Here is a 26,519-nt window from a genome sequence, read left to right on the forward strand (position 1 = left end):
AAAATGGAAACAAGAACTCATATAAATAGCGGTATTTACAAAATTAAAGGAAAAGTACAAAATTACGATTGGGGAGGTAAAAGTTTTATACCTAACTTAATTAAAAAGAAAAATAGTACAGATAACAACTTTGCAGAATATTGGTTAGGTGCTCATGCTAAAGCTCCATCAATAATAGATACAGAAAAAGGAAGCATGAATTTAGACCTTTTTTTAAACGAAAACCCTACCGAAAATTTAGGTTTAAAAGTAGCCAATTCTTTTAAAAAATTGCCTTTTTTATTTAAAGTTTTAGATGTACATAAAATGCTTTCTATTCAAGTGCATCCTACAAAAGAGGCTGCTAAAATTGGTTTTGAGTTAGAAAATGAAAAAGGAATTTTATTAACAGATAGTAACAGAAATTATAAAGATAAAAATCATAAACCAGAAGTAATGGTTGCTTTGGGTGATTTTTGGTTGTTGCATGGTTTTTTAGAAAGAAGTAAAATAATTAAAAACCTATCTGAAACTAAAGAATTAAATTTTTTATTACCTGTTTTTTTAGAAGAAGGATATTTAGAATTATACAAAAAAGTTATGCAATTTACTCAAGAAGAAGTAAACGTAATTTTAAAACCATTGGTAAAAAGAATACTTCCAAAGTTTTTAAATGATGGAATAGAGAAGTCTTCTCCAGAATATTGGGCTGCAAAAGCCATACAAAACAACAATTTTGATACTATTGATAGAGGCATTTTTTCAATCTATTTTTTTAATATTTTAAATTTATCTAAAGGTGAGGCTATTTTTCAAGATGCAGGAGTACCACATGCATATTTAGAGGGTAAAAATATTGAGTTAATGGCAAATTCAGACAATGTTTTAAGAGGTGGTTTAACAACCAAACATATAGATGTTGATGAGCTTTTAAAACACACAAAATTTGAAGAAACAATCCCTAAAATATTAAAAGGAACAAGCAGTAAAGATAATGGAGAAACTGTTTACAAGACAACAGCAGATGATTTTGAATTGAGTAAAATTGATTTAGAAAAAACGGTAAAACATAACTCAATATCTAATTCTGTAGAAATTCTTTTACTTTTAAAAGGTTCAGCTACAGTAACTCAAAATGATGAAATAACACATTTAGAAAAAGGACAATCTGTATTTATTCGTCCAAATACTGCTTATAAAATTGAAACGGAAACAACTGTAGAAATCTATAAAGCAAGTGTTCCAGAGAGTTAAAAATTACTATTTGTTAAGAATCTTTAATAATTTATGAGTCCCCAAACTAGCAACATCTTCAATTATTGTTAAATTTTCAAAATCATATTTAGTAACTGAAGGTTTGGGGTCTATAAAATAAATTGGCGTGTTTGGTTTTATATAATCTATTAACCCAGCTGCAGGATATACTTGCATAGAAGTACCAATAATGACTAGAATATCTGCCTTTTTTACAATTTCTATAGCTTTGTTTAACATAGGGACCATTTCTCCAAACCAAACAATATGTGGTCTTAATTGACTTTTTTTAGGACATAAATCTCCTAAAAACAAGTCCTTTTTCCAGTCTAACACAATATTCTCATCAATAGAACTTCTAACTTTTAAAAGTTCGCCATGTAAATGTGTTATTTTAGCACTACCAGCTCTTTCATGCAAATCATCTACATTTTGTGTAATAATTTCTACATGGAAATTGTCTTCTAATTCAGCTAAATTAAAATGTGCTTTATTGGGTTTAACAGTTAATAATTGTTTTCTACGTTGGTTGTAAAAATCTAAAACCAATTCAGGATTTGCCTCATAACCTTCAGGCGAAGCAACTTCCATCACATCATGTCCTTCCCACAAACCATCAGCATCTCTAAAAGTTTGTATGCCACTTTCTGCAGAAATGCCTGCTCCTGTTAAAACGACTATTTTTTTCATAAATTGGATGAAGTATTTTTGTAAAATCCTCTATAAAGATAAAAATAATAATTTAAGTTTGTAGCTATGATTGATGAAAAATTATTGAACTATTTTGAAGGCTATTTAACAGATAAAAGAAAAACGCTCTTTAAAAAAGTATTAGAAAATAGGACGAGACATTTTACAGTGGTGTTAGAAGATATTTTTCAGCCACATAATGCTAGTGCTGTAATTAGAACAGCAGATATTTTTGGTGTACAAGATGTACATGCCATTGAAAATAAGTATTCGAATAGAGTTTCTAGACATGTTGCAAAAGGTTCACAAAAATGGATAACTTCAAGACGATATAAAGCAGATGGAGATAACACTAAAATTTGCTTAGACAATTTACGCAAAAAAGGCTATCAAATTATTGCAACAACACCTCATAACGATTCTTGTTTATTGCAAGATTTTGATGTGACTAAAAAATCTGCATTTGTATTTGGAGTAGAAGCAGAGGGGGTTTCTGATTATGTGAAAGAACAAGCAGATGGATTTTTAAAAATACCCATGGTTGGTTTTACAGAAAGTTTAAATATTTCTGTTGCAGCAGCTATTATTTTACAAGATATAACTACAAAATTGAGAAATTCTGATGTAGATTGGCAATTATCTGATGAAGAAAAAAACGTTTTGTATTACAATTGGGTACGTAAAACAATTAAAAACGTCGATAAAATAGAAAAGCATTATTACCAAAACTTAGAGGTGTAATTATTTTTCTGAATATTTATTAAAAGACATACCTAAGCTGTATAAAGATACAACTATTTCAAATTAGAAAAGATAGCTTGCTTCATCTCTCTAATCAGTTTACTCCACAATAATTTTCTGAATAGTTGCAGTAGAATCGCATCGTTTTACTAATAAACTGATGTTTTCTAATTCTTTTGAACCTGTTATAAAATATTCTGCACAAGGCTTTTGTCTAGGATTTCCTTTGCCAAAATCAACATCACCAGTATATAAAATTGTTTTTATTTTTAGAGTATCAATATCAAATTTTTGCATTGCATTTGTAGCATCCTCAGAAAATAAACGTTTTTTTATTCTGATAGATTTTAATGTTCTAGAATCCATTCCATAATCAAAAGTGGCTTGTTTTTTTTGCCAGAAAAAATAAACTCCAATGCAGCCTAATGATAAACCTACTAAATAATATCCTATTCTTTTAATGAGCATCTCTAATTTTTGAATTGCAAATTTAGTTTTTTTATCGCTTAAAAGAATATTATTTATTTAATAAAGAAAAATGAGCTCTAAATTGGGCAATTCGATCTCCTTGTTTGTATTCTACTACAAACCAATAATCAGATGGTTTTGCTTTTTTGCCATAATTATTATAGCCATTCCAACCTTTTTCACTTGGTTTTATTACTGTAATTAGCTCTCCATATCTAGAAAATATTTTTATGGTAGCATTTAAGTCGTCTTTAATATCTGTAATATTCCATGTATCATTGATACCATCCCCATTTGGTGTAAAAAATTTAGGATAATCAAAAGCTGTAAACTCCACAAAATAATCTCCACAAATACCTGTAAGATCTTTTACCTTTAAAGTATATAAACCTGGACCAATGTTTTCAAAAATTGGAGATTCCTGAAAAGGACCATCATCTAAAGCATACATATAATTGCCAAAACTAAAATTAGTTTCATTAACTTCTATAGTATATAAATTAACAAAATAATTGGTTAAAAATTTAATTTCAAACTTTGGATTGGAACTTTCTACAACAACTTCTGTAGGATAATAATTACAATTTGGAGGCATTTCTGGTTGTAATTTTATCGTTTTTACTGTGTAAGTACCTGCTTTGAATGCGTTGTAGTCTGGACCTGTACCTACTAACTCATCTTCTAAAAACCATTGCACTGTAAACTCATTTACGTCTAAATTTGATTGCAATAAAAAAGGATTTGTAGTATTACCAGTCTTATAATCAACACAAATTGTTCCTCCTTGTATTTCTAAATCTAATAATGGATAAACATGGATATTAAAATTTCCGTTTTGAAAACAGTTTGGATTGCCCTTAGGATATGCATGAAAGTATATTGTTTGTGATCCTATAGTTGTAATTGTATAGTCTTTTAAATCTATAAAATCTTCTTTATTAGGGCTTCTGTAATATTCTACAGTTATATCTGCATCAGATAAATTTGGTAATGTTACACTACCACAAGTTTCTAAATTTGGTATGGTTATCGTTGGAGTTTCAAAAATATCAACTGTAAAAGCATGTTCATCTTCACAGAAAAAACGATTTCCATTTTGGGCATAAATGTAAATTGTTTGTGATGCTGTAATAACATCTCCATGACTTAATTGTACTCCATTACCACCAGATTCTGTGTAATATTCTCCGACATTTAATTTAGGAAGTGTGTAAGATTCACAAGCAAGTACGTTTGCTGGTTTGTCTACAATAATTCCATAAACATTAACTCTAAAAACGTTTTCATTACTACAAGAACCTATTTCATTATCTTTGTTAAAAATGTATACATCTTGTGTAGTTTCAATTATTTGGCCTGCAAATAATTCTGTTCCTTGCCCATTTGTTTCAGTAAAATATTGCCCATTTTTTAAAGTTGGTAAAGTATAGGGTTCACAACTAGAAATATCTGTAAAATTATCTACAGTTGGTATCTCTTTTATACTGATATTAAAGCTCGATTCATTGTCGCAAAAATTTGTTTTATTATAAATATAAATTGTTTGACTTGTATCAATTAAATCTCCAGCTGTTAAGTTTATTCCTTCTCCATTAGCTTCTGTAAAATAATTTCCATTTGTTAAAACAGGTAATGTTGGTAAATCATTTTCACATTTTATGATGTTGTCTAATACATCTACTGGTACAATAGGGTAAACTATTATACTTAACTCAATACCAGTACAGTTATCTGTTGTTGTAATTTCTGGAGCATAATAATAGACTGTTTGAGAATTTGTTATTACAGTTCCTGAAGGAATAATGCTACCTAATCCATTATTTTCTGTGTAATAATTTCCAAAAGGAAAACTCGGAATTATGTATTGTCCGTTACAAGCAACTATATCTTTAAATTCACTTTGATCAATAATACTTACTGTAAATGAATTTGAATTTGTACAGTTAGTAGTTGTGTTCTCATTAAAAATATAAATAGTTTGACTACTTGTAATTAAATCTCCTTCTTTTAGTAGATTTCCTTCACCATTATTTTCAGTGAAATAATTACCATTTGTAATTTTTGGTAGTTGGTAAGAATTACAAGTTACAACATCGTTTTTAGAATCTACAACAGGTAAATTGTAGATTATTAACTGATACTCTTCATCAGAACAAAATACATCTTCTATTTGAGCATAAAAATAAATTGTTGAACTTTCTGTAATAGCTGTTCCTGGAGTTATTAAATTACCAGTTCCATTTGGGCCATTTTTTTCTGTGTAAAATTCTCCTAAAAGGCTTTCTGGAATAATATATTGATTGCAATGTTCTAAATCAATAGAAAAATCTTTTGCTAAAGTTATTGTAAAGTTTTCTTCAATAAAACAACCTTGAGTATTTTCATTATATATGTACAGAGTAGTGTTTTCTGTAATTTCATCACCAGAAAATAATTGATTACCAGTTTTATTTGGGCCTGTATAGTAAAAACCACTGGCTAAATTTGGCAATATATAAGTTGTACAGGCAATAATATCTTCTATTTCATTTAAAATAGGAGCTTTAATAATATCTATTTGAAAATTAACAATATCAAAACAATTATTGTTCATTAACCTTGCCCAAACTGTAAAATCATCAACATTATTAGGTACTTGAAATGCTAAAGGATTAGCTATTTTGTTATCATTGTTATTCGCTTCACTTTCAGATAAAAAGTAATTAATCGTATAATTTACAGAATCTGCATTATTTAAAATTTCAGTTTCAACTAAAGTTGATAAATTAATGATGTTTTCATTTTCACAAATCGAAAAATTATTAGGTTTGGTTGCTTTAACATCTAAAAATAGTAATTTAAATTCTAAAATAGCATTACAAAATGAATTGGTTGTTTTATTGTATAATTTGATATAAATAGTTTCGTTTCCTGAAGATTGGTAATTTGTTAAAACACTTGAGTCTAGAGGATTATTAATGATGGCATTGGTTAAGGAATTGTAATAAGAAATGTTATATATATTTTCATCAATGCCTAAATTATTTAAATTGTTTGTTGTTAAATCAAATTCACCTATATTATTATCAGTACATTGGTAAAGATTTTGAGGTGTATTTACAGGTAAATCAAAAATAGTAATTTCATCAGTTAAAACACAGCCAGAGTTTGTTATTGAAGCCTCTAAACTATAAACTCCTGTTTGATTAATTTCTATTGTAGGGTTTTCTTCTCCTAAAATAGGATCTCCATTTCTAAACCAAGTATATTTAAAATCTGTTGTATTTGTGTAGCCAGAATCTATGAGTAATTTTTCGCCATCACAAATAGTTTTATCTGCTCCTAAATCTAAAGTAATGTCAAACCCCCCAGATTGTATAAAAACAGCAGAATCATAATCAGCATCATTATTATCTCCAATAGCAAATTTTAATTGGTAAGAATTATTAGGAACCACAGTTGCAACTGCGTTGAGTGTTTTTGTATATCCTCTCATATTTAATAATGAATTGGTTGAGTTTTCATCATTAAAAGTGTCAAATAAATTTGGATTAATAGAGCTACAGCTAGAATTATAAAGGTTATTTCTAATATTTTGAACAGAAATGTTTTTATTACTTTCAGGTAAGGTTGCTAAATTGATGGTTTCTCCAGTATCTAAATTTATTAAAAAGATGGCAAAGACATCACTAAAACCACATTGAAACTCTCCATATTCATTAGATGCAAATAAAAAATTAAAGTTAAAGCTATTGCCTAATGGAACAAAATCAAACTCTAAAAAAGCCACATCAGTTATTTTAGAAGTTTGACCATTTTGATTAATTATTGCTTGTAATTGAGGATCTGAATTTTGAGATATTTCACTGCTTAGGTTGGTGTTTGTATAAGAACCTTCAGAGTATTTTGCAATACCATTTCTAATAATTATTCCTTCAGATAATGGAAAATCGCCTCCATTATTATTAAAATAAGCTATAGATTGATTTGAAGAAATTTGAACATTAGTAGTTTTAATACAAGGGTTGTTAACCAATAAATTTACTAATTCTTCTTTAGAATTAGAAACATTATCTATACGAATTGTTTGTGAAAAAGAATTTAAGGTAAAAATAAAAATTGATATTAAAATTTTAATCCTTTTAAATAGCAAATTTAAGGGCATAATTTAGTTGATACTTTATAAAATATTAACAGTAGTAACTGTATGTTTTAAGCATTATTGTTTTAAAGCATTAATAAATTAATATCTCTAAAAGGCAAATCAAACCAATCTGCAACTGTTTTGTTGGTTAAAATTCCGTGATAAAAATACATGCCGTTTCGCAAACTTTTATCAAATCTTGCTGTATTTTCAAAACCACCTTCTTCAGCAATATTAAGTAAATAAGGTGTAAAAATATTACTAATAGATACAGAAGCAGTTCTAGAATAACGAGCAGGAATATTAGGTACACAATAGTGAATAACACCATGTTTTACAAAAGTAGGAGTACTGTGAGTTGTTATATTAGAGGTTTCAAAACAGCCACCTCTGTCTATACTTACATCTATAATTACTGCACCTTCTTTCATTTTTTCCACCATTTCTTCTGTGGCACAAATTGGCGATCTATTTTTACCTCTCATTGCTCCAATAGCAACATCACAACGCATTAATGCTTTTAAAACAGATTTTGGTTGTAAAGTTGATGTGTAAATTGGTGAATGCAAACAATCTTGTAATTTTCTTAATTTACTAATCGAATTGTCAAAAACCTTTACTCTTGCACCTAAACCAATGGCAGTTCTTGCTGCATACTCACCAACAGTACCAGCCCCAAAAATAACGACACTTGTTGGAGGCACACCTCCTATATTTCCTAATAATAAGCCATTTCCATTATGCACACCACTCATTAATTCTCCTGCAATTAAAATAGAAGCAGTACCTGCAATTTCACTTAAAGATTTTACAATTGGAAAAGAATCGTGTTCATCTTTTATATAATCAAATGAAATGGCTGTAATTCTTTTTTTTGCCAAACACTCAAAGTATTTTTTAGATTGTGTTTTTAGTTGTAAAGAGGATATTAAAATTGCTTGTGGGTTTATATATTCAATTTCTTTTTCTGTTGGTGGGGCTACTTTTAAAACAATATTACATTTAAAGGCTTCTTCTATTGCATAAGAAATTTTTGCACCTGCTTCAGAATATTCTTTATCAGGAAAATTAGCATGATCTCCTGCACCAGTTTCTATAACAATTCTGTGTCCATGAGCACACAAAGCAGAAACAGCATCTGGTGTTAAACAGACTCTCTTTTCTCCTAAATAGGTTTCTTTGGGTACACCAATAAATAATTCTCCTTTATGTCTTTTAATTTCTAACTTTTCTTCTTGTGGAAGTAATTCTTCTTTACTGAAAGGAGAAAATGAACTCATAGTTTGGTTATTTTAGTTGAATATTACGTTGCTGATTATCTAAAATAGACAAATGAATTTGAACAGCATCTAAAGGTAATAAATTTTTGATATTTTCTGGCCATTCTATCAAACACCAAGTATTCGAATCAAAATATTCTTCAATTCCTATATCTAAAGCTTCTTCTTCCTCTTCAATTCTATAAAAATCGAAATGAAAAACACGCTCTTCGTTTGAAGTTTGATATTCATTTACTAAAGAAAAAGTAGGAGAGGAGATGTTGTCTAAAATACCTAATTGCTTGCAAATTTCTTTGATAAGCGTTGTTTTGCCAACCCCCATTTGTCCGTAAAACAACAATGTTTTATTTTCTACGGATGCAATTAGTTCTGTGGCAACTTCAGATAAATTTTCTAAAGAATAGTTTTTGTTCATAAAAGCAAAAATAGAAAAAGTATTCAGTTTTCAGTATCTGTTATTAGTCAAATAACATCAACTAATTATCTACACAGTTTTGTTGTTCTAAAAGAATCTTAAAAAATTATTAATTGCAGATGTCAAATTTTATGTTCTTACTATATTTATGATATGCTTTACAGCGTAAAAAACTTTATGGTTACTTTAATAAACTAATTAAGTTAACAAACAATTCTTAGTTTTAAATAGATACTTATTCTTAAATATCACTTTAACTGCCAACTCTTTTACTTAGGGCTGTAAACAACACAAGGAATAATCATTTCCTCTAAAGAAATGCCTCCATGTTGATAGGTGTTTTTATAATATTTTACAAAATGATTAAAGTTGTTTGGATATGCAAAAAATAAATCTTCTTTGGCAAAAATAAACGGACTATTCATTGCCACAGTTGGTAAAAATATGTCTTTAGGGTTTCTAACAGCATATACATCTTTTTCTTCGTAAGACAGGCTTCTACCTGTTTTATAACGTAGGTTTGCACTAATATTTTTGTCTCCAACTACTTTTGTTGGGTTTTTACAATTAATAGTTCCATGATCTGTAGTAATAATTAATTTTTGCCCTAATGATTGTGCTTTTTGTATAATCTCAAACAAAGGTGAGTTTTTAAACCAACTTAAGGTTAAAGAACGATACGCTTTATCATCACCAGCCAATTCTTTTATTACTTCTAATTCTGTTTTTGAATGCGATAACATATCAACAAAATTGTACACCACAGCTGTTAAATCGTTTTGTTTGGTTCCATTATAATTATCAGCCAAATCTTTACCATTTTTAAGGTTGGTAATTTTATAATACTCGTGTTTAATATCTAAACTTAAACGTTTTATTTGTGCTGATAAAAAATCATTTTCATGCAGATTCATTCCCCCTTCATCAGTATCATTTTTCCAAAAATTTGGATGACGTTTTTCCATTTCAGAAGGCATCAAACCAGAAAACATTGCATTTCTAGCATATTGAGTTGCAGTTGGTAAGATAGAGAAATACGAATATTCTTGGTCTTTCTTATAATGATTATTTATGATTGGTTCTAAAATTCTGTATTGGTCATAACGTAAATTATCAATAATAACCCATAAAACACCTTGATCTTTACTTAATTCAGGCACTACATAATCTTTAAATAAAGTGTGTGAAAAAACAGGTTTATCATGTGCTGTTAAATAATCTTCATAATTCTTTTTAATAAACTTAAAAAACTGACTGTTTGCTTCTTGTTTCTGACTTTCTAAAATACCCAGCATTCCTGGGTCGCTAATTGTCTCTAGTTCTAATTCCCAATGAACCAGTTTTTTGTACAATTCAATCCATTCTTCATAAGAATTTACCATGGCTAAATCCATCGAAATTTTTCTAAATTCTTGCTGATAACTAGAAGTTGTTTTTTCAGTAATTAAACGAGAATGGTCTAAGTTTTTCTTTAAACTCAATAAAATCTGACTCGGATTTACGGGTTTAATCAAATAATCTGCAATTTTAGAGCCAATGGCTTCTTCCATGATATATTCCTCTTCACTTTTGGTAATCATTACCACAGGCAAATTGGCTTGTTTTTGTTTAATTTCTGCAAGTGTATCTAAACCTGTTAACCCAGGCATGTTTTCATCTAAAAAAACAATATCAAAATTTTCTTCATCTACTAAATCAATAGCGTCAGCACCATTTGTACTGGTTGTTACTTTGTAATTTTTACGTTCTAAAAAAAGAATGTGAGGTTTTAATAATTCAATTTCATCATCTACCCATAAAATTTGTATGCTGCTCATATAGTATCTTTAAATTTTAACATTTAACGATAAAAGTAATGTTTTGTTATACTTTTTAGTCTTTATAAATGATAAAATATTGCCAAAAAAAATAATAGATTAGAAGAAATATTACAATAAATAAAAGAATATGATTTTTAATAGTTTAAAGAAATTATTTAAAATAAAGTAAAGAAATATAGGCGTTTCATAATAATGTGTATTTTTGTTTTAAGTTGATAAAAAATATCTTTTGAAAAAAAACAAGCCTAATAAATTAAAGATTTTAAATGATCCTATTTATGGATTTATACAAATACCCAATACTTTAATTTTTGATATTATAGAACATCCTTATTTTCAGCGTTTAAGAAGAATTACCCAAATGGGTTTTTCTAATTTGGTGTATCCAGGTGCAAATCACACACGTTTTCATCATGCAATTGGTTGCATACATTTAATGCAAAAAGCAGTAGAAGGACTGCGTTTTAAAGAAGTTGAAATCTCTAACGAAGAAGAAGATGCATTATACCTTGCTATTTTGTTGCATGATATTGGTCATGGTGCTTATTCTCATGCTTTAGAGCATAGTATTGTTGGAGGAATTTCTCATGAAGAAATTTCTTTAAGATTTATGAAAAAATTAAATAACGAATTTAATGGGGTATTAGATGTAGCAATTCAAATTTTTGAAAAAAAATACCATCGTAAATTTTTATGCCAATTAATTTCTAGTCAGTTAGATATTGATCGATTAGATTATTTAAAAAGAGACAGTTTTTATACAGGTGTTGCTGAGGGTAATATTTCATCAGATCGATTAATTGCCATGATGAATGTAAAAGATGATGAACTAGTAATTGAAGAGAAAGGAATTTATTCTGTAGAAAAATTCTTGATTGCTAGACGTTTAATGTATTGGCAAGTGTATTTACATAAAACAGGTTTAGTGGCTGAAAACATGTTAGTGAATGTTTTAAAAAGAGCCAAGGAATTGGCTGAAAAAGGAGAAGAATTATTTGCAAGTGCTGCATTAAAATATTTTTTGTACAATCAAATTTCTGAAGTCAATTTTAATAACGAAACACTTAATATGTTTTCTAGATTAGATGATTATGATATTTTATCAGCCATTAAAGAATGGTCAAATCATAAAGACAAAGTGTTATCACTTTTATCAAAAATGATTATTGATAGAAAATTATTACGAATAGAAATGAAAAAAAATGAATTTGATGAAACAGCAGTTGTTGATAAAATTAATAATATTGCAAAAAAATTAGAACTTTCTTACTCAGAAGCACAATTCTTCGTGTTTACTAAAAAGATAGAAAACCAAGCATATCAACAAGAAAAACCAATTTTTATACTAAATAAAAGCGGAGATTTAAAAGATATTGCAAAAGCATCAGACCAATTTAATATACAAACACTTACAAATCCTGTTGTAAAACATTTTATTTGTTACCCAAAATAACAATGATATTAGCCAAATCATTTTAAATTTTATATTTTCGCATTTAATGAAATTTACAGCACAACAGATAGCAGATATTTTAGAAGGCGAAATCATTGGGAATCCTGATGTAGAAGTCTCAAAAATTTCAAAAATAGAAGAAGGAGAAAAAGGGTGTTTAACCTTTCTTTCTAACACTAAGTATACTTCTTTTTTATACACTTCTAATGCTTCTGTAGCAATTGTTAATAAAGACTTTTATCCCGAAAAAAAAATTACAACAACTCTTGTAAAAGTAGAAAACGCTTATGAAGCATTTTCTAAAATTTTAGCTTTTTACAATGAAGTAAAAAATAATAAACTAGGTAGAGAATCTCCTCATTTTATTTCTGATTCTGCTAAAATTGGAAATAATGAATATATAGGTGCATTTTCTTATTTAGGAGAGAATGTAATTTTAGGAGAAAATGTTAAGATTTATCCCAATGTTTATATTGGTGATAATACCACAATTGGTAATAATTGTGTTATTTTTTCTGGTGTAAAAATTTACTCGGAAACAATAATGGGGAATAATTGTAAAGTTCATTCAGGAACCATTATTGGAGGTGATGGCTTTGGATTTGCTCCAACTTCAAATGGAGAATACACAGCAATCCCACAAATTGGTAATGTAATTATTGAAGATAATGTAGATATTGGTGCTGCTTGTACCATAGATAGAGCTACAATGGGATCTACAATGATAAGAAAAGGAGTAAAGTTAGACAATCAAATACAGGTTGCACATAACGTAGAAATTGGTAAAAACACTGTAATTGCATCACAAACAGGTATTGCAGGTTCTACTAAAATTGGCGAAAATTGTATGATTGGAGGACAAGTTGGTTTTGTGGGTCATATAAAGGTGGGGAATAATGTAAAAATTTTAGCTCAAGCAGGTATTTCTAAAAATATAAAAGACAATGAAATGGTTAATGGCTCACCTGCATTTAAAATACAAGATTTTAATAAAAGTGCTGTCTATTTTAGAAATTTACCTAAAATAGCAGCAAAAATAAATAACTTAGAAAAAGAGTTGAAGACTCAAAAAACTACCTCATAATGAGTAACAAGCAAAAAACAATTCAAAAAGAAATTAGTTTATCTGGTGTAGGGATTCATACTGGTAAAACTGTAAATATGACAATTAAACCAGCTCCTGTAAATCATGGTTTTGCTTTTAGCAGAATAGATTTAGAAGGATCGCCAATTATAGCTGCAAGAGCAGAATATGTTGTAAATACACAAAGAGGAACTAATTTAGAGAAAAATGGTGTTCAAATTCAGACTTCAGAGCATGTTTTAGCTGCTGCTGTTGGTTTAGATATAGACAATCTTTTAATAGAATTAGACAATGCTGAGCCTCCAATTATGGATGGTTCTTCAAAATATTTTGTAGAAGCACTAGAAAAAGCAGGTATTGAAGAACAAGATGCAGATAGAGAAGAGTATGTTGTTAAAGAAATTATTTCTTATAAAGACGAAATTACAGGAAGTGAAATTATTTTAATGCCTTCAGATGAATACCAAGTTACAGCTATGGTAGATTTTGGAACTAAAATACTAGGTACTCAAAATGCTACTTTAGATAAAATAGCTAACTTTAAAGAAGAAATAGCCGCTGCAAGAACTTTTAGCTTTTTACACGAAATTGAAATGCTTTTAGAAAACGACCTTATTAAAGGTGGTGATTTAAACAATGCAATTGTATATGTTGATAAGGAATTATCAACAAGTACTATGGAAAAACTAAAGAAAGCTTTTAAAAAGGACGATATTGCAATTAAGCCAAATGGAATTTTAGACAACCTTACTTTACACTGGGCAAATGAAGCTGCTAGACATAAATTATTAGATGTGATTGGCGATTTGGCTTTGGTGGGTATCAGAATTAAAGGTAAAGTAATTGCTAATAAACCAGGACATTTAATTAATACGCAGTTTGCTAAAAAATTAGCAAAAATTATTAAAGCTGAAAAAAGAAATAATGTCCCTTCTTATAATTTACATGAAACTCCTTTAATGGATATTCATCAAATTATGGATGTGTTACCTCACAGACCTCCATTTTTATTGATTGATAGAATTTTAGAACTATCAGACAAACATGTTGTTGGTATGAAAAATGTTACTATGAATGAAAACTTTTTTGTAGGCCATTTTCCAGGTTCTCCTGTAATGCCAGGAGTTTTACAAGTAGAAGCAATGGCTCAATGTGGAGGAGTTTTAGTTTTAAACACAGTACCAGATCCAGAAAATTATTTAACTTACTTTATGAAAATGGATAAAGTAAAGTTTAAACAAAAAGTTTTACCTGGTGATACTGTAATTTTTAAGTGCGAATTAATAACACCTATTAGAAGAGGTATTTGTCACATGCAAGCTTATGCCTATGCAAATGGAAAAATTGTTGCAGAAGCAGAATTAATGGCACAAATATCTAAAATTAAATAAGTATGAATCAACCATTAGCCTATGTGCATCCACAAGCAAAAGTGGCGAGAAATGTTGTCATAGAACCTTTTACTACCATTCATAACAATGTTACAATAGGTTCTGGAACTTGGATTGGTTCTAACGTGACCATAATGGAAGGTGCTATAATTGGTAAAAATTGCAGAATTTTTCCTGGATCAGTAATCTCTGCAATTCCTCAAGATTTAAAGTATAACGATGAAGAAACTACTGTAGAAATTGGCGATAATGTTACTATTAGAGAATGTGTTACTATTAACAGAGGTACTATAGATAGAATGAAAACCAAAATTGGTGACAATTGTTTAATTATGGCGTATTGCCATGTTGCACATGATACTTTTGTTGGTGATAATTGTATTTTTTCTAACAATACTACTTTAGCTGGCCATGTTACTATTGGAGACAATGTTGTTTTAGCTGGTATGGTTGCTGTACATCAATTTGCATCTGTTGGTAACCATGCATTTGTTACAGGTGGTTCTTTGGTTAGGAAAGATGTCCCTCCTTATGTAAAAGCAGCAAGAGAGCCTCTTTCTTATGTTGGTATTAATTCAGTTGGTTTACGAAGAAGAGGATTTTCCACAAAAAAAATAAGAGAAATTCAGGATATTTATAGAATCTTATTTCAAAAAAATTACAATACTACCCAAGCAATCAATATTATTGAAGCAGAAATGGAGGCAACTCCAGAACGAGATGAAATAGTGCAGTTTATTAAAGATTCCCATAGAGGAATTATGAAAGGGTATTTTAAAGCAAGTTAAAAATTATAATTATAAAACACAATGCTTAAAGCCTAAAGCTAAGAGCATAAAACATAAAAATATGGCAACAACATCAGATATTAGAAACGGATTGTGTATTAGATATAACAATGATATTTATAAAATTGTAGAATTTTTACACGTAAAACCAGGAAAAGGGCCTGCTTTTGTAAGAACAAAATTAAAAAGTGTTACCAATGGAAAAGTGGTAGATAATACATTTCCTGCAGGGAGAAAAATTGATGATGTAAGAGTAGAAACACATAAGTTTCAGTTTTTATATCACGATGGAGAGTTTTATCACTTTATGAATGAAGCAGATTACTCACAGATTCGTTTATTAGAAGCAGCTTTAGACAATCCTGGATTAATGAAAGAAGGAGAAATTGTAACAATTATCATCAATTCTGAAGATAATATGCCACTTTCTGTAGAAATGCCTGCAAGTGTTATTTTAGAAATAACTCATACAGAGCCAGGAGTAAAAGGAAATACAGCTACAAATGCAACTAAACCTGCAACAGTAGAAACAGGAGCCATTGTTAATGTACCTCTTTTTATTAACGAAGGAGATAAGATTAAAGTAGAAACTACAAAAGGTACTTATCAAGAACGTATTAAAGAATAAAAGAGTTTGCAGTAAGCAGTCTCAAGTAATTCAGTCTGACTGGATACTGCCAACTGAATACTGCCCACTGAAATATGAAATTCAAAAAACCACAAACTTTAGAGCAAATAGCTAAAATAATTGAAGCTAAATCAATAGGTAATGCCAATTTTGAAATTTTAGGAATCAATGAAATTCACGTTGTAGAAAAAGGAGATATTGTTTTTGTAGATCATCCAAAATATTATGACAAAGCTTTAAACTCTGCTGCAACAACTATATTAATCAATAAAGAAGTGGATTGCCCAGAAGGAAAAGCGTTGTTAATTTCTGATGATCCTTTTCGTGATTTCAATAAAATAACAACTCATTTTAATCCTTTTATTGCATCAAAAGTAAACATTGCAGATTCTGCTATCATTGGAGAAAATACCATTATTCAACCGAATGTTTTTATTGGTAATCATGTAATTATTGGTGAAAATTGTGTCATTCATCCAAATGTTACAATTTATGATAATTCTGTAATTGGTAATAATGTAACAATACATGCAAATACTGTTTTAGGAGCAGATGCTTTTTATTACAAAAACAGACCAGAAGGGTTTGATAAATTAATTTCTGGAGGTAAAGTAGTATTAGAAGACCATGTAGACTTAGGTGCTTCTTGTACTATTGATAAAGGGGTTACAGGAGATACAAGGATTGGAAAAGGAACAAAAATAGACAATCAAGTACATGTTGGTCATGATACTGTTATTGGTAAAAAGTGCTTAATAGCTTCACAAACAGGAATTGCAGGTTGTGTAATTATAGAAGATGAAGTAACCATTTGGGGACAAGTTGGTACAAATAGCGGAATTACAATAGGTAAAGGAGCTGTTATTTTAGGTCAAACAGGCGTTACAAAATCTGTTGCAGGAGGAAAAAGTTATTTTGGAACACCCATAGAAGAATCAAGAGAAAAATTAAAACAATTAGCAGGATTAAAAAGACTGCTAAAAGAAAAATAAATAACAAATAAGTTTTTTATAAAAGTAAACAAAAAGCTATTTTTGTTCTATAATTTAAATATAACTCCATTTTAATTTCTTTCAAGGAAAAATCCGATAGGAAAATGGGCTAAACAAATACAAATCAATGAGTGTTTTAGTAAATAAGAATTCAAAAATTATTGTACAAGGTTTTACAGGTAGTGAAGGTACTTTTCACGCAGGTCAAATGATTGATTATGGAACGAACGTTGTTGGAGGTGTAACTCCAGGAAAAGGAGGTCAAGAACACTTAGGAAAACCTGTTTTTAATACTGTAAAAGAATCTGTAGATAAAGTAGGAGCAGATACTTCAATTATATTTGTACCACCAGCTTTTGCTGCGGATGCAATTATGGAATCTGCTGATGCAGGCATTAAAGTAATTATCTGTATTACAGAAGGAATTCCTACTGCAGATATGGTAAAAGTAAAAGCATACATCGATTCTAAAGAATGTAGATTGGTTGGGCCTAACTGTCCAGGTGTTATTACACCAGATGAAGCTAAAGTTGGTATTATGCCAGGTTTTATCTTTAAAAAAGGAAAAGTTGGTATTGTTTCTAAATCTGGTACTTTAACGTACGAAGCTGCAGACCAAGTTGTAAAACAAGGTTTTGGAATTACAACAGCAATTGGTATTGGAGGAGATCCTATTATTGGAACGACTACAAAAGAAGCGGTTGAGTTATTAATGAATGATGATGAAACAGAAGCAATTGTAATGATTGGTGAGATTGGTGGAAACCTTGAAGCAGAAGCTGCAAAATGGATAAAAGCTGATGGTAACAGAAAACCAGTTGTTGGTTTTATTGCAGGACAAACTGCACCTGCAGGAAGAACAATGGGACATGCAGGAGCAATTGTTGGTGGAGCTGATGACACTGCACAAGCTAAAATGAAAATTTTAGCAGAAAACGGAATTCATGTGGTAAGTTCTCCTGCTAAAATTGGTGAAATGATTGCAAAAGTTTTAAAATAAACAAAACGTCATTACGATTGATAGTAAAGAAATCTTTTGATGAAAAAAGAAAACTTTATTGATTTTGCAGTAATGACAATTAGATATAATTCCCGTGAAAACGGGAATTTCTTTTTTATATTTGATTATCAAATAAATAGTAAATTATGAAATTATTAGAAAATAAATCGGCAATTATTACAGGAGCTACAAGAGGTATTGGACGTGGAATTGCTATTGAATTTGCAAAACAAGGAGCAAATGTGGCTTTTACATACAGTTCTTCTGTAGATGCAGCAAATGCTTTAGAAGCAGAATTGAAAGCTTTTGGTGTTTTAGCTAAAGGATACCAATCTAACGCAGCAGATTTTGATGCAGCTCAAGAATTGGCCAAAGATGTTTTAAAAGAATTTGGTACTATTGATATTTTAGTCAATAATGCTGGTATTACCAAAGACAATTTGTTAATGCGTATTTCTGAAGATGATTTTGATAAAGTGATAGAAGTAAACTTAAAATCGGTTTTTAACTTAACAAAAGCAGTTATTCGTCCGATGATGAAACAAAGAAACGGCTCTATTATAAATATGAGTTCAGTTGTTGGTATCAAAGGAAATGCGGGTCAATCTAATTATGCAGCTTCAAAAGCAGGTATTGTTGGTTTTTCTAAATCGGTTGCTTTAGAATTAGGTTCTAGAAACATTAGAAGCAATGTTGTTGCTCCTGGTTTTATAGAAACAGAAATGACTGCAAAATTAGACGAAGCAACTGTACAAAGTTGGCGAGATGGAATTCCTTTAAAAAGAGGAGGACAGCCAATTGATATTGCAAACGCCTGTGTGTTTTTAGCTTCAGATATGTCTGGTTATATTACAGGGCAAACATTATCTGTAGATGGAGGAATGAACTAATAATTACTATCTATAAACATATAAAAGCTTCAATTTTAATTAATTGAGGCTTTTTTTATGAGTATAATATTAAAAAAACGCCTAGCATAATCCCAAAAAGAGGAACTAATTTTTTTCGTTTATTTTGTTCTTTAAATAGCAAGCCACCAACTACAACTGCAATAATAATCTGACTTCTTTTGATGGCTGATAACAACATAATTAAAGCATCAGGATCTTGCAAAGCTTTAAAATAAAAATAATCTGCAGTTTGTAATAAGATTCCAACTGCTGGTATAGACCATCTAAATTTAAATGCCTTTCTTTTATCAGCATAAGGAAACCAATTTATTGATAAAATGATTAACAAAATAAGAGTTGTGTAAAAACAAAACCAAAACAACAGTGTTTGTGGGTTTAAATGTAAACTTTGAACAAGAAATTTATCATACAAACCACTACAAGCACCTAAAAATGTTGCACCTATTATAGCAAAAATCCATTTATTTCTTTTAAAGTTAATACCTTCTTTTTTTCCTATCCTAGAATATAGTAATACAGATAGAATTATCAGAAAAAAACCAATCCATTGCCAAAAATTAGGACTCTCTTTGTAAATAAAAATTGCTCCAATAAACGTAAAAAATGGTCCAGCAGAACGAATAGGAGTTACAATAGTGATTGGCAAATGTTTTAAAGCTTGATACGCCAAAACCCAAGATGATGCCATAATCATCGATTTTATAAAAATAAAACCATGTGTTTGCCAAGAAATAGCCATAATATAAAAACCAATTTCTTTTAGGTATTCAGGGTAAAATATTGATCCTAGATAGAAAGGAAATATCAGAAAAAAACCTGCAGAAATAGTTCCTAATAAAACAGGAAAAACTTCATTGCCTTGTACTGCATGTTTTTTACATAAATTGTGTAATCCTAAAAATAAAGCCGCTAAAAGTCCTAAGTACATCCACATAATGCGCGCGAAGATACTAGAATATACAAAAATGAAGCTTTTAAATATTACTATTTTTATAAAAGTAAAGAAATGAATCTTATTGTTTGATAAATGATTGAAAAAGAAAGCTTTAATAAATTAAATAAAAATATATTTTGAAAACCTTATTTTTTATGACTTCATGTAAATAATTAGTCATATCTTTTCTAAGTTTTCAATAAAAAAGAGTGTAATTTCACTCAGAATCAACAAAAAAAGTTCAATTATTAATGATTTTTGCCTTTTTTATTGGAAAATACACGTTTTATAAAAGAATATATTTTTTTATATGTATCCTTTTGTATTATTGAGAAAAATCCTGTGTTTTTTTGTTATTATCACAAAAAAATCAATTTAATTAATAGGTTGTTGCAATAATCATATCATATTTTAAAAACCATTGATTTTTTCATAAAATAAATTTATATTTACTAAAAATTAGAAGATTTGAAAAAACCTACCACACTGCCGCTATTTTCAACTTACGAATTAGATTCTAGGTTTTACGATGAACTTTTTAAAAAAAATAAAGAATTAAGAGAAGTTTATAAAACCTTATATAATTTATTTGGTTCTTATTCTGTAACTGAATTTAATCGTTTAAACAAACAAGCAAAAGATTCTTTTTTTAATTTAGGAATTACATTTCAAGTTTATGGAGAAAAGGAAGTTAAAGAACAAATTTTTCCTTTTGATTTATTTCCAAGAATTATCAATAATAAAGAATGGACGACCATAGAAAAAGGTGTTTTACAGAGAAGTAAAGCTTTAAATCATTTTTTGTGGGATGTGTATCATGATCAAAAAATAATAAAACAAGGCATTGTGCCAAAAGAATTAATTACATCTTCAGTAAATTTTTTGCCAGAAATGGTTGGCTTAAATCCTCCAGGTAAAATATACAATCATATTTCTGGTACCGATTTAATAAAACATTCAGATGGTAAATATTATGTTTTAGAAGACAATATAAGATGCCCTTCTGGTGTAAGTTATGTAGTTGGTAATAGAAATGCAGTTAAACATGCTTTATTTGGTGTTTTTAATCAGTATAATGCACACACAGTTGTAGATTATGGAGCTCGTTTATTAGAAACTATGGAATCTGTAAAACCAAAAGGAGTAGATGCTCCTGTTTGTGTTATTATTACTCCTGGGGTTTACAACTCTGCTTATTATGAGCATTCTTTTCTTGCAAAACAAATGGGGGTTATTTTGGTAGAAGGAAGAGATTTATTTGTAGAAAATGGTTTTGTATATATGAGAACTATTTATGGTCCAGAAAAAGTAGATGTAATTTACAGAAGAGTAGATGATTTATTTATAGATCCATTAGTGTTTAAAAAAGATTCGCTTTTAGGAGTTCCTGGTTTGTTTTCTGTGTATCAAAAAGGAAATGTAACTTTAGTAAATGCACCTGGAACTGGGGTTGCAGATGACAAAGCAGTGTACACTTACATGCCTCAAATTATTAAATATTATTTAGATGAAGAACCTATTTTAAATAATGTACACACCTATCATTGCAGTAGAAAAGACGAGTTAAAGTATGTGTTAGAAAACATAGATAAATTGGTTGTAAAACCTGTAGATGAATCTGGTGGTTATGGAATTTCTATAGGTAGTAAATTAACTAAAGAAGAAATTAAAAAAGTACAAAAAACAATTATTGCAGAGCCAAGAAAGTATATAGCACAGCCAATAATGTCTTTATCTACACACCCAACTTATATTGATGAAAATGAGTCTTTTGAGTCTAGACATGTAGATTTAAGAACCTTTACATTATTAGGTAAAGACACTGATTTTGTTTTAAAAGGAGGTTTGACAAGAGTGGCACTTAAAAAAGGAAATTTAGTAGTAAATTCATCTCAAGGTGGAGGCTCAAAAGATACTTGGGTTTTAAAAAAATAAAGAAATATGTTAGCAAGAGTAGCCAATAACCTTTTTTGGATGGGAAGATATGTTGAACGTTCTGAACATTTAGCAAAGTTTTTAAGTGTCAATTATTTTTCTTCTTTAGATGCACCAGATGAATTATCTCAATCTAGAGAATTTGTACTAAGATCTGTAATGTATATGTCTGCAAATGAAATTATTGAAGCAGATGTTACTTTACAAGAAGAGGCCGTTTTATTTAATGTAGGTTTAAATTTAGAAAAACCTTATTCTATTGTAAATACATTTATCAATGCTCATGAAAATGCAAGAAGTGCTAGAGATTTAATTTCAACTGAATTGTTTGAATGTGTCAATAGAATTAATCATAACATAAAAGCATATCCAATTGAAACGTTTGTAAAAAGTGGCTTGTATGAGTTTACAACTTTAGTATCTCAATCTTCATCAGAAATAAGAAGTAAAATTAAAACAACACTTTTACATGATGAAGTACATGCTATTATAATGTTAGGTGTACATTTAGAAAGAGCCATACAAGTTGCTAGAATTATTAATTCTAAATTAAGTGATGTTGCTGCTGCCAAAGAGATTTATGGAGATACTAATGATGGAAGCTATCATTGGGCTACACTTTTAAAATGTGTTTCTGTTTATGATATGCAACGTCGCTCTTATAAAAAAACACCTGCTAGAAAATCTACTTTAGAATTTTTAATCTTAAATGAAGAGTGCCCAAGATCTATTAAGAATAGTTTAAATGAAATTTACAAATACATTTGTATTATTTCTAAAAACAGAGAAATTAAACATGATTCTGCTGCTTTTTTAATTGGTAAAATAAAAGCTGATTTTGAATATAAATTAATTACTGATATTGATAATAACTTAGAAGGCTTTATTTCTGATTTAATTAGCAAATTGATTTTAATTGCAGAAAAATTAGAAGATAATTATTTTAATATTTCTGATGCAATAGCAGTAAATGAAGATGATGTTAAAGTTGATGAAAAGCCTGAAAAGCAAACTCAAACTCAGAAGTAAAAAATCATAACATAAATTAAATAGAAAACCTCACAATTTTTAATATTGTGAGGTTTTATTATTTAATAATATTGATTTTGTTGCTGTTGCTGACTCTGTTGCTGTTGCTGACTCTGTTGTTGTTGCTGATTTAAATCTACAGCAGGTCTTAAATCTACAGAAACATCCATTTTATTATTTCCTGTACTATAAATCACACCTTTTAAAGGAGGTACATCATAATAATCTCTACCATGAGCAACTATAATATGTTGGTTTTTTGGTATTTGATTGTTGGTTGGATCAAAATCTACCCAACCAAAAGTTGGGATAAAAACAGAAAACCAAGCATGAGAAGCATCTGTACCAATTAACTTTACTTTTCCTTCTGGCGCAACAGTTTCTATATAACCACTTACATATCTTGCAGGCAATCCCATAGCTCTAATACAAGCAATTGCTATTTGTGCAAAATCTTGACAAACCCCTTTTTTTTCCTTCATTACTTCTTTTAAAGGTGTTGCAATATTTGTAAAACCTGCAACAAAATCAAAATCTGTAAAAATACGTTGCATTAATTCATAAGAAGCATCGTATAAAGAGCGTTCTGGTTTAAAAGAAAGCAATGCATATTCTTTAATTTCTGCACTCATATCAAAAATTAAAGGAGAAGCTAACACAAATTGTCTTGCTTCAATAATATCTGGTTGAATACCTTTCATTAATTTTAGAGCTGCTGCTACCGTAACTTTTTTACCTTCAATTAAATTTTCATTTTCAACTTGCAGGTTGTAGTCTCTTACCACTTTACTTTTTGCAGTTACTATTAACTCTTTATGGTTTTGTTGAATAGAAAAACGAGTAACCGTATTTCCAAAAAAATCGAGTCTTTCTGAAATGTCTGTTGGTTTAGGACTAATTTCTAAATTGTATTCTAACAACTTTTGCCCTTTAAAACTTTTAGGTTTTAAGGTGGTTATATTATGACAAAACGATGCTCCGTTTTCATAACTATATTTTGTTTTATGCCAAAGATCAAAAATCATAATTAATTAGAAATTTTTCTATCTACCAACTGTTTTTGTTGTTGAGAATGGTTAAAATACGTATCTGAAATAGACAAAGAAGTAATATGTAATAAATCGCTTAAATCTGATAAAAGTTCGTCTAAATTTTTACGCATATTAGAGGTTTTATCAATCTCTAAAATTTGTTGAAGCGTTAAACTCTGAATTTTATTAATAACTGTATCAATGTTTTTTTGACAATTTGTCATTTCTATTGTGGTATCTTCTTTAGGTAAAATATTAATATCTTTTTTAATTCTTTGAAATTGATACATTAAAGAACGAGAATATTCTTTATCTAAAAGCAATAACCTCAATACATTTTCTACACTTAGGTAAGATTTGTAGCTATATCTATAAATATTTAAACTCTCATGGCTGTTTAAAAGAGCTTCTAAAACTTCATATTCTAGTTCATCATCATAATTCACAATAATTAACGATCTAAATTTTTCTATAGTCATAGAAGCTTGTTCAACTTGTAAACCAATAAAGTAGAGTAGCAATCCTTGTCTTACTAAAATGCTTTCTTCTGTTAATGCTTTAAAGGCGATTAATCTAGTTATAATTTTATCAAAAAATTTAGATAAAGAATATACAGAGTGCGTTTCTTCTTCTTTTAGATTTTTTAAATGTTTTTCAATTCCATCAAAAACACGCCACATATCTTTGGACCATAGATTTCTTAATGAAAAATAAGCATTTTTAAAACTTTGCATAGATTGTGCAAAACTCCCTATTTTTTGACTATCTAAAGTTAGTGCTGTAATTTCTTTTAATGGGTTATTAAGAGCCTCATCTTCATTTTTACCTGTAAAACCAGGAAAAGTAGACGTTATATTAGTAACAGATTGAAATAGTATTTTTAAACTCTCAGATTCAGATTTACGATCGTTATTATATTGTACGTGTGTCATTTGGTTTAAAACCATACGTAAGTACCTTGCAGTAACTAAGGTTCTACCTAAATATCTACCAGACCAAAATAAATTTTCTGCAGTATTACTAGGCACATCATTTATGCTAGCTGCTTGGTTAGAAAGGCTTTTATTCCAAGAGTAATTTTGCATGTAATTTTGCTTTTCATCACTTACAACCCAAAAATCTTTACTAGTGCCTCCTCGTTGGTTAGATACAAATAACTCTTCTCTTTCTGCTGCAACTCTAACCAAACCTCCAGGCATTACACTATACCCATTTTCTTTTGCTACAGAAAAAGTTCTACATAAAATTTTACGCGGTTCTAATTCTGTATTCACAAAATTAGGAGCAGTTGAGAAAGATATTTTTTCTTGTGCAATAAAACGATTTGGATTTGCTAAAATTTCTTCTTCTAGATTTTTAAGTTCTTCTTTACTTAAAAATTCGCAGAAATAAATGTTTTCTCTATGAGATTTATCGATTCTTTTAAGCACATAAGAAGACAAATCTTTTAAAACATGTTTTCTTTCCTTTTCTTGTCCACACCACCAAGAAGCAATTTGAGGTAGAATTAACTTTTCATTTAAGAAAAATTTACAAATGTTTTCCATAAATGGGATAAGTGCTGGGTTTTCTAAAATACCACTTCCTATTGGGTTTACAATCGCTACGTTTTGTAAGCGAACTACCTCTAACAAGCCAGCAACTCCTAAATAAGAATCTTCTCTTAATTCTAAAGGATCCATAAAACTGTCATCAACACGTCTTAAAATAACATCAACTTGTTTTAATCCTTTTAAAGATTTTAACCAAACTTTACCATGTCTTACAGCCAAATCATTTCCTTTTACTAAAGGATGTCCTAAAAATGACGATAAGTAAGAATGTTCAAAATAAGTTTCATTATGAGGTCCAGGCGTTAAAATAACTACTGTTGGGTTTTCTTTATTATTAGGTGCAACGTTTAACAATAATTGGTTAAAATCATTAAAAAAAGTAGAAGGCTGTTTTACATTGATATTATGAAACATATCTGGAATGGTTTTACTTGTAGAAAACCTATTTTCTAAAGCATACCCCATTCCAGAAGGAGCTTGAGTTCTATCATTTACAACCCACATTCGGCCATCTTTACCTCTTGCTAAATCTACTGCATGGATTAATAACTGTTTGTCTATTTTATAAGTTATTTGATCACAAGCTCTTAAAAAACCACTATGTGCATAAATAACCTCTGGAGGTATAATTCCCTTTTTTAATAATGTACGTTTACCATACAAATCCTTTAAAATAAGATTTAAAATTTCTGATCTTTGTTGAATACCTTTTTCAATTGTATTCCATTCTTTTTGATGCATTAAAAAAGGAACAACGTTCAAATTCCAAGGTCTATTTAATCCCTTAGGATCATTATAAACATTGTAAGTAACCCCATTTTCAGATAGCAACCAATTTAATTCAACTTGTTTAGAAGCTAGCTTTTTAGGGCCAATTTCCTGTAAATTGTCAATTAAGACTTTCCAGTCTGATGTATTGTCCATTTTAGAATTTAATAATTCATCATTTTTATTTTTATTTAAAAAATAATTTTCAAAAATTGTCTTTTCAATTGTGGTATCAACAGTCTTCATAATGCA

General features: G+C 29.1%; 21 protein-coding genes. 12 read left to right on the forward strand and 9 right to left on the reverse strand.

The genetic code is table 11. The features are described from left to right. Positions 1 to 3 precede the first annotated feature (3 nt). On the forward strand, positions 4 to 1,233 hold the full coding sequence (gene manA / locus Q0731_RS05280) for a mannose-6-phosphate isomerase, class I (RefSeq protein WP_299060884.1): 1,230 nt from the start codon (positions 4 to 6) through the stop codon (positions 1,231 to 1,233). Between the two features lie 6 nt (positions 1,234 to 1,239). Here the strand turns inward: manA and Q0731_RS05285 are convergent, their stop codons facing one another. Continuing rightward, positions 1,240 to 1,923 (reverse strand): NAD-dependent deacylase, encoded by a 684-nt coding sequence (locus tag Q0731_RS05285; protein ID WP_299060886.1) that lies wholly within the window; start codon positions 1,921 to 1,923, stop codon positions 1,240 to 1,242. A 66-nt stretch (positions 1,924 to 1,989) separates the two neighbouring features. Between Q0731_RS05285 and Q0731_RS05290 the strand changes: the two genes are divergently transcribed. After that, positions 1,990 to 2,664, forward strand: a complete 675-nt coding sequence (locus Q0731_RS05290) for an RNA methyltransferase (protein ID WP_299060888.1) — start codon at positions 1,990 to 1,992, stop codon at positions 2,662 to 2,664. A 99-nt stretch (positions 2,665 to 2,763) separates the two neighbouring features. On the opposite strand, the gene Q0731_RS05295 is transcribed toward Q0731_RS05290, so the two are convergent. The 5 genes from Q0731_RS05295 to Q0731_RS05315 all read right to left on the reverse strand — a co-directional run bounded on the left by Q0731_RS05295 (position 2,764) and on the right by Q0731_RS05315 (position 10,767). Then, positions 2,764 to 3,132: a DUF4258 domain-containing protein gene (locus Q0731_RS05295; RefSeq protein WP_299060890.1), complete on the reverse strand. Its 369-nt coding sequence runs from the start codon at positions 3,130 to 3,132 to the stop codon at positions 2,764 to 2,766. 49 nt (positions 3,133 to 3,181) lie between these two features. After that, entirely contained in the window at positions 3,182 to 7,276 is a 4,095-nt protein-coding gene (locus tag Q0731_RS05300) for a T9SS type B sorting domain-containing protein (RefSeq protein ID WP_299060892.1), read from the reverse strand. Positions 7,277 to 7,338: 62 nt separating this feature from the next. Beyond that, the gene (locus Q0731_RS05305; protein WP_299060894.1) at positions 7,339 to 8,535 is read right to left on the reverse strand and encodes an alanine dehydrogenase; all 1,197 of its coding nucleotides are present in this window, start codon (positions 8,533 to 8,535) and stop codon (positions 7,339 to 7,341) included. A 7-nt stretch (positions 8,536 to 8,542) separates the two neighbouring features. Further along, a complete protein-coding gene (gene tsaE / locus Q0731_RS05310; RefSeq protein WP_299060896.1) occupies positions 8,543 to 8,950 on the reverse strand; it encodes a tRNA (adenosine(37)-N6)-threonylcarbamoyltransferase complex ATPase subunit type 1 TsaE in 408 nt (135 codons plus the stop codon). A gap of 269 nt (positions 8,951 to 9,219) precedes the next feature. Then, positions 9,220 to 10,767 carry a bifunctional response regulator/alkaline phosphatase family protein gene (locus Q0731_RS05315; protein ID WP_299060898.1) on the reverse strand — a complete coding sequence of 516 codons (1,548 nt, stop codon included), beginning with the start codon at positions 10,765 to 10,767 and terminating at the stop codon, positions 9,220 to 9,222. Between the two features lie 232 nt (positions 10,768 to 10,999). Between Q0731_RS05315 and Q0731_RS05320 the strand changes: the two genes are divergently transcribed. The 8 genes from Q0731_RS05320 to fabG all read left to right on the forward strand — a co-directional run bounded on the left by Q0731_RS05320 (position 11,000) and on the right by fabG (position 18,996). After that, entirely contained in the window at positions 11,000 to 12,223 is a 1,224-nt protein-coding gene (locus Q0731_RS05320; RefSeq protein ID WP_299060900.1) for an HD domain-containing protein, read from the forward strand. A gap of 46 nt (positions 12,224 to 12,269) precedes the next feature. Beyond that, on the forward strand, positions 12,270 to 13,307 hold the full coding sequence (lpxD, locus tag Q0731_RS05325) for a UDP-3-O-(3-hydroxymyristoyl)glucosamine N-acyltransferase (RefSeq protein ID WP_299060903.1): 1,038 nt from the start codon (positions 12,270 to 12,272) through the stop codon (positions 13,305 to 13,307). Then, positions 13,307 to 14,698, forward strand: a complete 1,392-nt coding sequence (locus Q0731_RS05330; protein WP_299060905.1) for a bifunctional UDP-3-O-[3-hydroxymyristoyl] N-acetylglucosamine deacetylase/3-hydroxyacyl-ACP dehydratase — start codon at positions 13,307 to 13,309, stop codon at positions 14,696 to 14,698. Before lpxD ends, Q0731_RS05330 begins: the two co-directional genes overlap by 1 nt. Positions 14,699 to 14,700: 2 nt before the next feature. Beyond that, the gene (lpxA, locus tag Q0731_RS05335) at positions 14,701 to 15,486 is read left to right on the forward strand and encodes an acyl-ACP--UDP-N-acetylglucosamine O-acyltransferase (RefSeq protein WP_299060907.1); all 786 of its coding nucleotides are present in this window, start codon (positions 14,701 to 14,703) and stop codon (positions 15,484 to 15,486) included. Positions 15,487 to 15,547: 61 nt separating this feature from the next. Beyond that, positions 15,548 to 16,114: an elongation factor P gene (efp, locus tag Q0731_RS05340; protein WP_299060910.1), complete on the forward strand. Its 567-nt coding sequence runs from the start codon at positions 15,548 to 15,550 to the stop codon at positions 16,112 to 16,114. Positions 16,115 to 16,188: 74 nt separating this feature from the next. Beyond that, positions 16,189 to 17,106, forward strand: a complete 918-nt coding sequence (locus Q0731_RS05345) for a UDP-3-O-(3-hydroxymyristoyl)glucosamine N-acyltransferase (protein WP_299060913.1) — start codon at positions 16,189 to 16,191, stop codon at positions 17,104 to 17,106. A 127-nt stretch (positions 17,107 to 17,233) separates the two neighbouring features. After that, the gene (gene sucD, locus Q0731_RS05350) at positions 17,234 to 18,106 is read left to right on the forward strand and encodes a succinate--CoA ligase subunit alpha (RefSeq protein ID WP_299060916.1); all 873 of its coding nucleotides are present in this window, start codon (positions 17,234 to 17,236) and stop codon (positions 18,104 to 18,106) included. A gap of 146 nt (positions 18,107 to 18,252) precedes the next feature. Next, positions 18,253 to 18,996, forward strand: coding sequence for a 3-oxoacyl-[acyl-carrier-protein] reductase (gene fabG / locus Q0731_RS05355; RefSeq protein WP_299060919.1), 744 nt, complete (start codon positions 18,253 to 18,255; stop codon positions 18,994 to 18,996). Positions 18,997 to 19,051: 55 nt separating this feature from the next. Here fabG and Q0731_RS05360 read toward each other — a convergent pair whose 3' ends face one another. Further along, on the reverse strand, positions 19,052 to 19,951 hold the full coding sequence (locus Q0731_RS05360; protein ID WP_299060922.1) for an EamA family transporter: 900 nt from the start codon (positions 19,949 to 19,951) through the stop codon (positions 19,052 to 19,054). A 468-nt stretch (positions 19,952 to 20,419) separates the two neighbouring features. Between Q0731_RS05360 and Q0731_RS05365 the strand changes: the two genes are divergently transcribed. Then, positions 20,420 to 21,886, forward strand: coding sequence for a circularly permuted type 2 ATP-grasp protein (locus Q0731_RS05365; protein WP_299060925.1), 1,467 nt, complete (start codon positions 20,420 to 20,422; stop codon positions 21,884 to 21,886). A 6-nt stretch (positions 21,887 to 21,892) separates the two neighbouring features. Then, the gene (locus tag Q0731_RS05370) at positions 21,893 to 22,915 is read left to right on the forward strand and encodes an alpha-E domain-containing protein (RefSeq protein WP_299060927.1); all 1,023 of its coding nucleotides are present in this window, start codon (positions 21,893 to 21,895) and stop codon (positions 22,913 to 22,915) included. A 62-nt stretch (positions 22,916 to 22,977) separates the two neighbouring features. Here the strand turns inward: Q0731_RS05370 and Q0731_RS05375 are convergent, their stop codons facing one another. Both Q0731_RS05375 and Q0731_RS05380 read right to left on the reverse strand, forming a co-directional pair. After that, on the reverse strand, positions 22,978 to 23,940 hold the full coding sequence (locus Q0731_RS05375) for a transglutaminase family protein (protein ID WP_299060930.1): 963 nt from the start codon (positions 23,938 to 23,940) through the stop codon (positions 22,978 to 22,980). Between the two features lie 2 nt (positions 23,941 to 23,942). Continuing rightward, on the reverse strand, positions 23,943 to 26,513 hold the full coding sequence (locus Q0731_RS05380; RefSeq protein ID WP_299060933.1) for a circularly permuted type 2 ATP-grasp protein: 2,571 nt from the start codon (positions 26,511 to 26,513) through the stop codon (positions 23,943 to 23,945). Between the last annotated feature and the right edge of the window lie 6 nt (positions 26,514 to 26,519).

This window comes from uncultured Polaribacter sp., assembly GCF_947497695.1.
In the GTDB taxonomy this organism is placed as follows: Bacteria; Bacteroidota; Bacteroidia; order Flavobacteriales; family Flavobacteriaceae; genus Polaribacter.

Excerpts from the sequence above, each read along its gene's own strand:
- manA (WP_299060884.1), top strand. The coding sequence starts at position 4 with ATGGAAACAAGAACTCATATAAATAGCGGTATTTACAAAATTAAAGGA.
- Q0731_RS05285 (WP_299060886.1), bottom strand. The coding sequence starts at position 1,923 with ATGAAAAAAATAGTCGTTTTAACAGGAGCAGGCATTTCTGCAGAAAGT.
- Q0731_RS05290 (WP_299060888.1), top strand. The coding sequence starts at position 1,990 with ATGATTGATGAAAAATTATTGAACTATTTTGAAGGCTATTTAACAGAT.
- Q0731_RS05295 (WP_299060890.1), bottom strand. The coding sequence starts at position 3,132 with ATGCTCATTAAAAGAATAGGATATTATTTAGTAGGTTTATCATTAGGC.
- Q0731_RS05300 (WP_299060892.1), bottom strand. The coding sequence starts at position 7,276 with ATGCCCTTAAATTTGCTATTTAAAAGGATTAAAATTTTAATATCAATT.
- Q0731_RS05305 (WP_299060894.1), bottom strand. The coding sequence starts at position 8,535 with ATGAGTTCATTTTCTCCTTTCAGTAAAGAAGAATTACTTCCACAAGAA.
- tsaE (WP_299060896.1), bottom strand. The coding sequence starts at position 8,950 with ATGAACAAAAACTATTCTTTAGAAAATTTATCTGAAGTTGCCACAGAA.
- Q0731_RS05315 (WP_299060898.1), bottom strand. The coding sequence starts at position 10,767 with ATGAGCAGCATACAAATTTTATGGGTAGATGATGAAATTGAATTATTA.
- lpxD (WP_299060903.1), top strand. The coding sequence starts at position 12,270 with ATGAAATTTACAGCACAACAGATAGCAGATATTTTAGAAGGCGAAATC.
- Q0731_RS05330 (WP_299060905.1), top strand. The coding sequence starts at position 13,307 with ATGAGTAACAAGCAAAAAACAATTCAAAAAGAAATTAGTTTATCTGGT.
- lpxA (WP_299060907.1), top strand. The coding sequence starts at position 14,701 with ATGAATCAACCATTAGCCTATGTGCATCCACAAGCAAAAGTGGCGAGA.
- efp (WP_299060910.1), top strand. The coding sequence starts at position 15,548 with ATGGCAACAACATCAGATATTAGAAACGGATTGTGTATTAGATATAAC.
- Q0731_RS05345 (WP_299060913.1), top strand. The coding sequence starts at position 16,189 with ATGAAATTCAAAAAACCACAAACTTTAGAGCAAATAGCTAAAATAATT.
- sucD (WP_299060916.1), top strand. The coding sequence starts at position 17,234 with ATGAGTGTTTTAGTAAATAAGAATTCAAAAATTATTGTACAAGGTTTT.
- fabG (WP_299060919.1), top strand. The coding sequence starts at position 18,253 with ATGAAATTATTAGAAAATAAATCGGCAATTATTACAGGAGCTACAAGA.
- Q0731_RS05360 (WP_299060922.1), bottom strand. The coding sequence starts at position 19,951 with ATGTGGATGTACTTAGGACTTTTAGCGGCTTTATTTTTAGGATTACAC.
- Q0731_RS05370 (WP_299060927.1), top strand. The coding sequence starts at position 21,893 with ATGTTAGCAAGAGTAGCCAATAACCTTTTTTGGATGGGAAGATATGTT.
- Q0731_RS05375 (WP_299060930.1), bottom strand. The coding sequence starts at position 23,940 with ATGATTTTTGATCTTTGGCATAAAACAAAATATAGTTATGAAAACGGA.
- Q0731_RS05380 (WP_299060933.1), bottom strand. The coding sequence starts at position 26,513 with ATGAAGACTGTTGATACCACAATTGAAAAGACAATTTTTGAAAATTAT.